Below are 11,647 nucleotides of genomic sequence, written 5' to 3'. Positions count from 1 at the left end.
GCCCCTCCCCCGACGTACAGTGTCGATCATGATGCTCGGTTGCTGGCGGGGGGGGGACGGACGGTGCAGGGGCGCGCAGAAGAACGACGCCACATTGAGCGGATGCTCGCCAACTCTCGGCACGGAGCGAGCGGTTCACTGCTGCTGCACGGCGAGGCCGGCATCGGCAAGACCACTCTCCTTGAACATGCGGCCGCCCACGCGGACGGCATGCGCGTGCTGCGGGTCGAGGGCATCGAGTCGGAGATGGAGCTCGCTTTCGGAGGGCTCCATCAGCTCTTCCTGCCGGTGCTCGATCTACTCGACCGGCTGCCGGGACCGCAGGCCGGGGCTCTGCGCGCCGTCTTCGGCCTGAGCGACGAGCCCGTACGGGACCGTCTCACCCTGGGGCTCGCCACACTGTCGCTGCTGTCCGAGGCGGCCACGGACGACCCCCTGCTGTGCCTGGTCGACGACCTGCAATGGCTCGACCGGCCGTCCGGGGACGCGCTGACCTTTGCCGCCCGGCGGCTGCGGGACGAAGGCATAGTCATGCTCTACGCCACCCGCGGCACCTCGCCGGAGAGCGGATCGAGGGCGCTGCCGCGCGTACACGTCACCGGCATCGACCGGCGGTCGGCCGTGGCGCTGCTGCCCGGCCTCGCTCCCCCGGTCGCCGAGCACATCCTCGACCAGGCACAGGGAAACCCGCTGGCGCTGCGGGAGTTGGCCGCCGCGCTGACCCCGGCGCAGCGCGCCGGACAGCTGGGGCCGCTGGTGCCGGCCGAGGCGCGGCCCGAGCCGCCCCATCAGCTCCAGGACACGTTCGCACAGCAGATCCGCCGCCTTCCCGACGCGACCCAGCGCACTCTCGCGGTGGCCGCGGCCGACGACACCGGGGTCCTTCCCACCGTGCTGGCAGCCGCGCGTCGGCTCGACGGGGAGGCCAGGGATCTAGAGCCCGCCGAGCGTGCCGGACTGGTCTTCGTATCCGCGCAGAAACTGCGTTTCCGGCACCCCCTCATCCGGTTCGCCGCCTACCAACAGGCCCCGCTGGCCTGGCGGATCGCGGCGCACCGGGCGTTGGCGGCGGACCTGGACGGCGCCCAGCACGCGCACCGGCGCGCCTGGCACCTGGCCGCCGCGACGACCGGCCCGGACGAAGAGGTCGCCGCGGAGTTGGAACGGGTCGCCGAGTGGGCCGGAAGCAGGCAGGCGATGGCGTCCGCGTCCGCGGCGTACGAGCGGGCCGCCCGCCTGACCGCCGATCCGCACCGGCACGCCCGCCGCCTGATCACCGCCGCGCAGAAGGCGAGCGAGGCCGGCCAGGACGAACGGTGCCGCGCTCTCACCGACCAGGTGCCACTGCCGTTGCGGGACCCAGGGATGGCGGCGGACCTCGCCCGCGTACGCTCCGTGGTCGAGCTCGGCTACGGCAGCCCCCGCCGGGCCGCCCGCATCCTGGCCGACTGCGCGGACACGATCTCGGCCGACCGCCCCGACAAGCTCGCGCCGCTGCTGACCGACGCCATCCACGCGGCCTTCTGCGCGGGCGACGCACCCCTCATGGTCGAGCTCGGCGTCCGCACACCCCATCTGCCGATCCTGGCCGTGCCCGCCCACCTCCTGGCGGGCGACCTGCCCGGCGCGCGCCGGGCCCTGGACACTCTCGTACGGGCCGGACGCCTCGCCGACGTCGGGCTCATGGACCAGTTGGTGACCGCGATCTACTGCCACCTGATGGCCGATCACGCGACCGCGCACGAACTGGCCGCCGCGGCGGTCGCCCAGTGCCGCGAGCAGGGCATCGGTGGATGGCTGCCCACCACGCTGCATCTGCGCGCCCAGGTGGAGCTGGCGCTCGGCCGGCTCGACGACGCGCACGCACACGCCACCGAAGCGCTCCGGCTGGCCGACGGCTACGACCTGGAACACCGAGCAGCCCATCTGCGCGCCCTGTTGGCGGTGCTGGCCGCCGTCCAAGGGGAGGAGGCGCAGACCCGGAAAATGGCCGAACAGGCACTGGAGTACACCCGCCCGCGCGAGGTCGGACGGGGCGCGGCGGAGGCGCTGTGGGCGCTGGGGCTGCTCGACCTCGGCCTCGGGCGGGCGCAGGACGCGCTGCGCCATCTGGAGGCGGCCCGGCAGGCGGCGGGCCACCCCTTCCTGGCCCGGCACCTGTTGCCGGATCTGATCGAGGCGGCCGTGCGCGCCGGACATCCGGAAGGGGCGCGGGCACCCGCGGATCAGCTCATGACATGGGCGGCCGACCTCGGACAGCTCCACTTCACGGCCCAAGCGCACCGCTGCGCGGCCCTGACCAGCCCGGACACACAGGCCGAGCAGCACTATCTGGCCGCCTTGAACCTGCACACCGACGGCAACGACTTCGATCGGGCGCGCACCCAACTCCTCTACGGCGAATGGCTGCGCCGCTCGCGCCGCAAAATCGACGCCCGCGACCAACTGCGCACCGCACTGAAAATCTTCGATCAGCTGAACGCCCGACCCTGGGCCCACCGCGCTCGCACGGAACTCCAGGCAGCCGGCGAAACCCACGACCCGTCCGACGCCACCGACTCCCCCCTGAGCCGCCTGAGCGCCCAGGAGCGCGAAGTCGTCCGCCTCGCGGCCACCGGCGCCACCAACCGCGAAATCGCCACGCACCTGTTCCTGAGCCCACGCACCGTCGGCCACCACCTCTACCGCGCGTTCCCCAAGCTCGGCATCAGCTCCCGAACAGAACTCGCCGACCTGCTCACGAACTGACGGCGCAGAAGAGGAGGCAGGCCAGGCGCCCTTCCCGACCACAGGCACAAGCTGGGCTGAGCCGGGACGCCAGCTGCGACCGAGAGAGATCCGCCCGGGGGGAACCCGTCTCGTTCCGAAGGCCTGTGCCAAGACCCGCCGACCCAGCGGACGGCGCCGTTCCAAGCAGTGCCCGCCACCGGGCAATAGCGAAACAGGGCTGTCTGCAGCGCCCATCAGCGAGGACGCCAGGTGCGGATCTCGAGGTGGGCGATGTGGGCGCCTTCGTGGATGCGGCCTGTCTCCACGAGCCATTGGTGGACGGCTGCGTCGACGCGGCGGGCGAAGTCTGCGGCGTCGAAGCCGCCGGTGGCGGCGGAGCCGTAGGAGCGTTCTTCGGTGTGGTCGGCGCGTTGGATGACGTCGCGGCGGATGCCGGGTGAGTCGGTGCGGCTGCCTGAGGCGAGGATGTAGCTGGTTTTCGGCATGCGGACGGTGAACGCCAGACGCAGGCCTTGGCGGGCTGCTTCGGCGATGAGGGGGCGCAGGCGGGCGGAGCCTGAGGCGATGGCTGGGGTGCCGGCGCGGCCGGTTCCGGTGCCGGCGGGGGCGATGAGGACGGCTTTGGGTGCGTACGCGTGCTCGGGTGCCGGAGGCGGTGGTGCGGCGGGTGATGCGGGGGGCGGCGATGTCGGCGAGTTCGCCTACGTCGGTGATGCCTGCGGTCTGGACGGCGGCGAGGACGGGGGCGGGGGCGAAGGCGGCGCCTCTGTTTCGTGTGTAGAACTGGGAGACGAGGGAGGGGCGTCGCGGCCGATGATGCGGGCGTCCCGCTTGGTGAGGCCTGCGGCCTGGAGCTGGTCGGCCAGGCGTGCGGCCTCGTTCAACTGGCGTGCTGCGGGGCGGCGGTTGCGCGGTGGCATCACATGTCCCCGGTGGCGTGGGCGGCCTGGAGGGCGGCACGTCCCCTGTCGCGCAGGGCGAGGAGTTCGTCTTCCGTGGTGGGGGCGGGACCGGGCCGTTCAGCTGGCCTTTGCGGAGGTAGTCGCCGGGCTGGCCGTGGTAGGGCCAGTTGTGGTGCTGGGTGAGGTAGACGGCGTCGGTGCGGAAGGCGACGACGGTGCCCGCAGGGGCGTGCAGGGCGCCGACGTGTGTGTTGTCCTCGCGCATGCGCTGGGACAGGAGGGCGGCGCGGGCGCCGGACCAGATACTCGCGGCCCATTCGGGGTGGGCGTTGGGGTCGCGGGTGAAGCCGGTGGGGCGCTGCCAGGTGATGGTGTCGTTGTCGAAGCCGATGATTTCGGCGTCGGGTGGGACGTCGCGCTCCATGGTGCGGGGGGTGGTGCCGGTGACCATGCGGGGGCGTTGGGCGAAGGAGCCGATGCCGTACAGGAGCAGGGCGCGGACCGCGCGGGAGGCGAGGTGGGCGGCGGTGCACTGGTCCGCATCGCCGTGGAGGTCCGCTTGGGCGGCGAGGCTGCTCCAGGATTCCTTGAGTTTCCTGGACCAGTCGTCCAATGGTTTGCCGTCGGTCCACAGCAGCCCGTCGAGGGGGTGCCGGAGCGGCCGATGTCCAGTGTCAGGAAGGAAGTCAGCGCGGTGCCGCTGTTCCAGAAGCCGAGCAGGTTGACGTCGATGAGGCACAGATCGTGCCGGGTGGCGAAGTCGCGGGCCGGTTTGGTGAAGACGCAGGACGCCTTTGGGTTCGCTCACGAGTCCGCGGGATACCACGGCAAGCCACCACACCACCGGGGGCGTCGTGTCCGAGGCGATTTCCGCTGGAACTGGGCCTCATTGAAGAACGGCACCCCGTTGATGTCCACCAGTGCGGTGCCGCTGACGGCTCAGTCCGCTGCTGGAAGCCAGCGTGTACCCACCCCTTCTCTCGCAAGTCTGCAATGGTCCGGCACAGGCCCGCGGCTGCCGCATGGGCCTCCGCCCGCCCGCTGCGACCGTCGCGTACGGGAGCAAATGCGTCGCACGTCGAGGGCCCGTCGAACCAGCGGGTGACCAGCCAGCAGACGCTGTCGATGTCGCCGCGGCCGGCGTCATAGCTGGCTCTGCCACCGCCCACCTACTTGCACACTTCGGCCCGCCCCGCGGGTCCGCTGATGTACTCCACGCGCGCGGTGTTGCTTTTCTCCAGCACCCACACGGTCCCTTCGCGTGGACTCCAATCGACCGGAACGACGTAGACGCGATCACCAGCGATGTGGAACAGGCGCAGCCCTGAGTACCGGAAGCCGTAGGCGCTGTCCTTCTCCTGAACCTTGAAGTGACAGCTGCCCCCGCCTCGAATCATGAGGTCCTTCTCGCTGAAGACGACCACGGCAGGGAGTTCGGTGTCGACGGTTCGAGCGGTCTCGGCGGCTCGGCCCCGGCCGACGACGCTGGCATATGCGTACACGGCCCAGAACAGCAAAAGGACGCTGATCAACATCGTCAGCGCCCACAGGCGCTGCCGATGGCGCTTGTCGACATCAGTGTCTCGTGTGGGGCCGAATGCTCCCGGTGCAACGGTTGGCGGGCGGGTGCGAGCATAGGTGGTGAGCAGGAAGCCGACGATGGCGGCAAGCGGGGTGACCAGTTCGAACAGGTCGGGTTGGAGGGGATAGAGCAGAAGCAGGGCGAGCGGTGGAAGCCAGGCGAACCGCAGCCAGCGGGCGACCGTCTCTGTTCTGCCGGGCTCTTGGGTGCTCCAGTAGTGCAGGCCTGCCGCGGCGAGTGCTGCTCCGGCGATCAGCCACGTCGGGAGGAACAGCGCCTGGACGCTGCGCAGCAGATAGTCGCTCGTGGAGAGATGGAAGAGCGAGTCCTGGAGCCCGAGGGCGCGGCTCTCGGCGTCGCTGCTCGCCCAGCCGAAATAGAAGAGTACGGCGGTCAGCAGCGTAACGAGCGAGCCCACGGCCCCGGCCAGTTCCAGCCAGCCGGGGGTGACGGGGCTTGCGGGGGCATCATCCGGGGTTGGAGTGGGTGAGGGTGTCGGTGGCGGTGCGGGGGCGGGATCCGGCACTGGAGCCGGTGGCTGGGGCGACGGGTCGGGTGCGGGGGGCTGAGGCGGCGAGGGGTCTGGGGCTGGGTCCGACGCCGGTCGCGGCTCTGGGGTCGGGTCCTGTCCCGGGTCCGGGTTGTTTCGGCCAGGGCCGACCCGTCGGCGGACTCGTGCCAGGAGCCCCGCGCCCCATGTCATGGGGTGGGGGGACGGATCGTAACGGTTGGTCCTGGGAGGTAGAACTGGCTGTACTTGCCTCGCAAGGAGACCTTCGCTTGCCCCAACGGCAGGTCGTCTGGAACACGTTCGGTCACGCTCGCATTGAGGCCGGATTGAGTGTCCGTATCCCGCGGGTAAAAGGGCGGGACGACGATCTCATCGAAGTACAGCAGGACCGGCACCGGCCAGGTTCCCTCGACCGTGAAGGTGCCGCCCTGATGTACGTACGGAGAGGGAATGCCGGACTCGCCCGATGATCTGTATTCGGTGATTTCGATCTTGCACGCGGTACTTCCCGTGGGGGCGTTCCGGAATACGACTTTGCCGTCTGGATGCTCCGTCCGGAAGGTGGCGAGCCGCTTCAGCACTTTGAAGGCGGCGTTGTACTTGCAGCTGCCTGACGGGTGCCCCTGGACATCGGCGTACGCAGCAGTGACGGTCTGCCAGTCGGCGCCCCGGCCCTCGGCGATGTAGCAGGCGGCGATGAGTCCTCTGATCACGCTCCAACGCACGGGATCTTGCTCCCATTTGCGATGTTTGCCCGCTCTGTTGAACCGGACCTCCGCCGTTTGACAGTCCCTGCTCTGCACCAGGTCGTAGACGTAGTCGAAGTTTTCGCCGTCGTTCGACGGAGACTTCGGACCGAACGGGGTCCAGGCCAGGTCCTCCTTAGGCTGGTGGGTCCCGCGAGATGTGCTCGGTGTCCAGCCGGGCGTCCATGCGGACGCAGTACCGGGCGTCCATGTCCCGCCCTGGCTGCTGCCCTGCGGCCCGCCTGTGCCGCCGGGCCAGATGGAACCACCGGGGCCGTTTGTCGGGCCGCGGCCGGTTGTGGGACCGGGACCGGCGGACGAGCCAGGCGCCGTCGGCACTTCGAGAGTCGGACCGTTGGTCCTCGGGGCCGCATCCCGACCATCGCCCCCAGCTCCGCACCCGGCCAGCGCTAACGCCACTGCTGCCGCAAGCAACGTTGCAGCCCTCCCCCCGCCACCCCATGTCACGCCCCCCGGTAAATGTCACTGGACCTTCACACCCAGACGCCACGTTTCTTACCCAGACGCCGCAACTCATAGTAGGCACAAGACCACGCAGCGGTCCTGTGCCTATGCGCAAGTCCGCGCAACCCGTGGAGGTTTGGGCCACGTGCTTGCGGTCGTCCGACTCAGCTTGATCATTAACCTCGCTGCTGTTTCAGGCGGACGTGTTCGGTGAGGGTTTCGATTCGTTTCACGGTCTTCCCGGGCTCGTGACGTGGGGCTGGCCTGTGGTTCTTCGAGCTGGGTGGGCGTCCGGGTCCGGGCTTGGAGGGTTGGGGCACGTCGGCGGGACGGGCGGTCTTCACACGGAGGTGGCGGAACCCCCGGGCGGACTCGGGCAGGGGTGAGCCGGCGAGGCTGCGCCGGCCGCTCCCAGGGCCGACGAAGGTCCTCGGCGAGGGGCCGGGCAAGGCGGAGTTGGGTGTGGGCGGCGATGATCAGCCACGTCCACAGGTCGGCTGTGTGCGGATCGCGGACCTTGGGGACGGTCCAGCCCAGGGTCTGCTTGAACAGCCGGAAGGTATGTTCAAGATCGAACCTGCGGAGGAACGCCTGCCAGCGGACATCGACGTCCCGGCCGGTCATCCCGGTGCGCGAGGACCACAGCCACACCGGCTTGGGGTCGCGGTCACCGGGCAGGTGCTCGACCTTCAGCCGGATCAACGTGCCGTGGATCAAAGGGAGTTCACCGCATTGGTCGAGCCAGGGGCCACGGGCCTGCAGGCGGGGGTGCATCCGGTCCCAGGCGAGGGCTTCGGCCCGGCCATAGCGGGTGGTATCGCAAGTGGTGGCCTGGTCAGGTGTGTGCCAGGACTCCGGCTTGGAGAAGGTGAGGACGCCGCCGTGCTTGCGGGGCTGTCCGCCGCGCGGGGTGGATCGGCGTGGGCCGACGTCCCGGAGCATGACGCGGTCCGAGCGGAGCCGGCCGACCAGCTCGACGGGCAGGTCGGCCAGGACGTAGGCGAGGCGGGTGACGTCGTAGCCGGTGTCCATGACGACGAGGATGTCCGCGTCGCCCGGCCGCCACTGCCCGGCGTTCACCAGCCGGGTGACCACCTCGCGTAGCTGGGTGGCGGTCACCTCGGTGGCGTCGTCGGACGGCCCCAGCCGGATCGCGTCCAGCACGGCCGTCCAGGACGTGCGTCCCGTCTCCAGTGCGGCGACGAAGGAGTCGGGCCAGCCGGGGATGAACTGATCCGCGCTGCGGCCCCGCCCGTAGACGTGGCAGAACAGCAGCTCCGGGCTGGTGGGGGCGTCGGGACGCAGCCAGTTGCTCACGTCCACCGCGAGCACGATCCGCCCGTCGGCGGCACGTGGCAGCGGCGTGGAGGCCAGCAGCCTGCGCAGACGGCGCGGCTCCAGCCAGCCGTGGTTGACCGCGTCGTACATCGCTCCGTGCCCGCGCCGGTGCTCGGCCGTGAGCGTCAGCTCGACCAGCGACGTCACCGGGCCGTCCGAGCACAGCACCGCGTCGGCCAGCTCGAAGAGCGCATCCGCCCGGGAGTAGAGGCAGTCGTAGAACTGGACACGAAAGTGGGACAAGATGCCCAACGCGGCGTCAGCGGACTGTTCAGCGGCGAGACTCTTCACCAGCGGCCGTTCCTTCACGCGACGTTGCTCGACACCTCGAAGCGTGAAGAACGGCCGCCCTGCTGTCCCGGGAACGAACCAAGATCAGCGGGTCAGGTGAACGGTTGAGGTTAAACGCCAAGCTCAGAAGCCGTTGCCATACCGATCATGGAGTCTGTCGATCGAACGGGAGTCTCGATCGGGTGATCGCGGGCACTGCCCGGCATGAGAGCAGGGCCTGGCGGTATACGGGGAAAATCCAGGGGAACGGACGGCCGCGCGCTGCTACGGTCGGGCGCTATGAGCTGGCTCCCCGATGACTTCGTCCATCCCGTCCTGGTACCGCTGCCGGGCAGTGGTCATCACCTGCGGCCGATCCGGGAGGCGGACACCCCGCTCGACTATCCGGCTGTGATGGGTTCGCGCGAGCGGCTGTGGACCATCTTCGGCCCAGCCTGGGGCTGGCCCGCGGCCACCATGACCTACGAGGCCGACCAGGCCGACCTGTTGCGGCACGAGAAGGAGATCGCCGCACACCAGTCTTTACAACTACGCGCTGGTCGACGCGGCGGAGACAGCTCTGCTCGGCTGCGTCTACATCGACCCACCGGAGAGGGCCGGCGCGGACGGCGAGATCTCCTGGTGGGTGGTGGACGAGCTGGTGGGCAGCAAGGTCGAGCAGGCCCTCGACGAGCTGGTGCCGCAGTGGATCGCCGCCGACTGGCCGTTCGAGCAGCCGCGCTTCCTCGGCCGCGAGATCTCCTGGTCGGACTGGCTCGCCCTGCCGGAGCACCCCGACGCGTAAGTAGCTTTTGTCGTAATGCTCTGGGGACTTGGTGCTCGAACGGCCGTCTCGATTGGGTGGTCGTCGGGTGCTCGGCGCATGCGAGGAGGGCCTCCTGAGTCCGCATCATCAACGTTCCTGGAGATGGAGAACGACCAGCTCAAGGGAGTCTGAAGCGATGCCTCTCCCGGCGTGTACCCCTCCGATAGCTCTGGTGGGCCGTGTCCTGAAGCGGCGGACTATTCATAGGTCAGGTTTCGAAGACGTCTGCCTCTGCCTTGAGCTGCTTGTTCTCTCTCTGTACCTCGGCCTGCCGTTTCTTAGTCTCGGCCAGTTCCTGACGCAGTTTGCGGTCACTGGCGGGGACTTGGCCCTGGGCCCGGATGCGGGCGTAGAACTCGTCCTTGAGGTCGGTGTGCCGGTGGTGAGCAGCTGCCGCTTGACGTTGGCCTCGGCTGCGAGCGAGACGACAGTCAGCGCACCGTCGGACCGCAGCGGGGTGCCGGCCAGCAGTCGGTCGATGGCCGCCTGGATGTTCTGGCGCTCGGCGGTATGGTCCCCACTCATTCGTCCTCCCCTTGCTCAAGGGTGATGCGTGCGGCCCGGTGCTGGTCGGCCAGCTCCTCCAGGTGCTCGGCCTTGGACCGCAGCCGCTCGGCCAGTGGTTCGGAGATCAGTGGGGAGGATGCCTGGACCCGCCGGTTCTGTGCTGCGGCCGTCATTCGTGCCGTGTGATGGTCGGTGCGGGCGATGTTTCGCGCAGGCGTTGCGGCAGCGGTCAAGGCTGGGGTACAGCAGCGGGGTACCGCAACCAGCAGCACTGGCGGCCGCACCAGTTGCGCACGGCGCCTCGGCGTACGGCAGGCATACGAGCGCCGCGGATCGTCGCACGCCCTGTGTGCCGCTCCGGCACACGCTCAGGTACGTGGAACGTCAGGTCCTCCGCCTCTCGCGGCGACCTCCTTGCGCAGCGCCAGCGCCGCCGTGCCGGTGAACGCGAGGGGCACGCACAGGAGGAAGAAGATCTGCGAGATGCCCCATCCGGCACCAATCAGCACACCGCCCAGCAGGCCGCTGGCGAGCGTGCCCAGACGACCCATTCCGCTCATCCATCCCATGCCCGTCGCACGCAAGGTCGCCGGATAGGCCAGCGCCCCGACCGCCTGGAGTGCGCCCATGGCGCTGCCCAGGCACACTCCGAGCACCGAGAACAGGGCGAACATCCCGGCATGGCCCGTGTCCGCGGCCGCCGTGAGACCGACGACCAGGGCGCTGAGCGCCGACGCCAGCGCGAGGGCGCGGAAGCGGTCGTACTTCCTGAGGCCGAACGACGCCAGGAGCTGGCCGCATAGGGTCCCCGCGCCGAACAGACCGACACCGACTCCGGTGCGGGCCGCCGTGAGACCCGCGCGCTCCCCCATCAGCGGCAGGTAGTTGAGGAGGAGGAAGACCACGCCCAGCAGGACAAAGTAGCAGAGCCAGATCAGGAGCGTCGTCAGCACGAAGGAGCGGGACAGCACGATCGCGCTGACCTTCTGTCTCGGTTGCCGCTCCTCGTCCCGGGCGCCGGTCAGGTCGACCTGGGAGGTGTCCCGGCCCGGTGCGAGGAGGGCGAGGGTCTCGTGGATCTGCTCGGCCGGTCGGCCGCGGACGAGAAGGACGCTCACCGATTCCGGGACGTAGGCCACGACGAGGGGAACGAGTAGGAGAGGCGCGAGGCCGCAGAGCGCGAGCGCCGCCGGCCAGCCGAGGGCCGGAATGACGGTCGATGCGAAGAGTCCCCCCGCCACCGTCCCAGCCGCGACGCCCGAGAAGGCGAGGGCCACCACCGGTGCGCGGCGCGCGGCCGGCGTCGAGTCGGCGACGATCGCCATGACGCCCGGGGCCACCGCACCGAGTCCGGCGCACGCCACGACGCGCAGGGTCGCGAAGAGTGCGATGGTCGTGGCGAGTGCCATCGCCGCTGTGGCCACCCCGAAGACAAGGATGCCGGCGACGGTCACGCCTTTGCGCCCGTACCGGTCGGCCAGCGGTCCCGCCACCGCACCGCCGACCGCCATGCTGAGCACGCCGGCAGTCACGGTGGTGGTCACCGCGCTCATCGACGTACCCCAGTCGCGTATGAAGTGCGGATAGACAAAGCTCGCGATGCTGATGTCGAGTCCTTCGGCGACCATCACCGTGAGCCCGAGGAGGGCGACGAGCCGCTGCCTCAGCCCCATCGGGGTCGAGTCGATGAATTCCTGAACGCTCAGTCGACCGCTCTTCTGTTGAACGCTCTTCTGTTGAACGCTCTTCTGTTGAACGCTCGGCTGTGGT

At 69.7% G+C, this 11,647-nt stretch carries 6 protein-coding genes and 2 pseudogenes; 2 read left to right on the top strand and 6 right to left on the bottom strand.

Annotated elements, in window-relative coordinates; translation table 11 throughout:
• The first annotated feature begins 63 nt into the window (after positions 1–63).
• Positions 64–2,748 carry an ATP-binding protein gene (locus ACWDZ6_RS16785; protein ID WP_451503446.1) on the top strand — a complete coding sequence of 895 codons (2,685 nt, stop codon included), beginning with the start codon at positions 64–66 and terminating at the stop codon, positions 2,746–2,748.
• 215 nt (positions 2,749–2,963) lie between these two features.
• Here the strand turns inward: ACWDZ6_RS16785 and ACWDZ6_RS16780 are convergent, their stop codons facing one another.
• From ACWDZ6_RS16780 to ACWDZ6_RS16765, 4 genes and pseudogenes are all read right to left on the bottom strand, one after another.
• Positions 2,964–3,215, bottom strand: coding sequence for a hypothetical protein (locus ACWDZ6_RS16780; RefSeq protein ID WP_451503445.1), 252 nt, complete (start codon positions 3,213–3,215; stop codon positions 2,964–2,966).
• Positions 3,216–4,801: 1,586 nt separating this feature from the next.
• Entirely contained in the window at positions 4,802–5,632 is an 831-nt protein-coding gene (locus ACWDZ6_RS16775; protein WP_451503444.1) for a hypothetical protein, read from the bottom strand.
• A 281-nt stretch (positions 5,633–5,913) separates the two neighbouring features.
• Entirely contained in the window at positions 5,914–6,438 is a 525-nt protein-coding gene (locus ACWDZ6_RS16770; protein WP_451503443.1) for a hypothetical protein, read from the bottom strand.
• 674 nt (positions 6,439–7,112) lie between these two features.
• A pseudogene (locus ACWDZ6_RS16765) lies at positions 7,113–8,526 on the bottom strand (NF041680 family putative transposase).
• Between the two features lie 318 nt (positions 8,527–8,844).
• Here ACWDZ6_RS16765 and ACWDZ6_RS16760 point away from each other — a divergent pair.
• Positions 8,845–9,349 (top strand): annotated as a pseudogene (locus tag ACWDZ6_RS16760) (GNAT family N-acetyltransferase).
• 542 nt (positions 9,350–9,891) lie between these two features.
• Here ACWDZ6_RS16760 and ACWDZ6_RS16755 read toward each other — a convergent pair.
• Together ACWDZ6_RS16755 and ACWDZ6_RS16750 are read right to left on the bottom strand one after the other, a co-directional pair.
• Entirely contained in the window at positions 9,892–10,050 is a 159-nt protein-coding gene (locus tag ACWDZ6_RS16755; RefSeq protein WP_451503442.1) for a hypothetical protein, read from the bottom strand.
• Positions 10,051–10,245: 195 nt separating this feature from the next.
• Complete coding sequence (locus ACWDZ6_RS16750; protein ID WP_451503441.1) at positions 10,246–11,550, bottom strand: MFS transporter; 1,305 nt, start codon at positions 11,548–11,550, stop codon at positions 10,246–10,248.
• Positions 11,551–11,647 lie beyond the last annotated feature (97 nt).

The organism is Streptomyces sp. NPDC002926, assembly GCF_053591755.1.
This window is presented reverse-complemented; position numbering and strand designations above follow the sequence as displayed.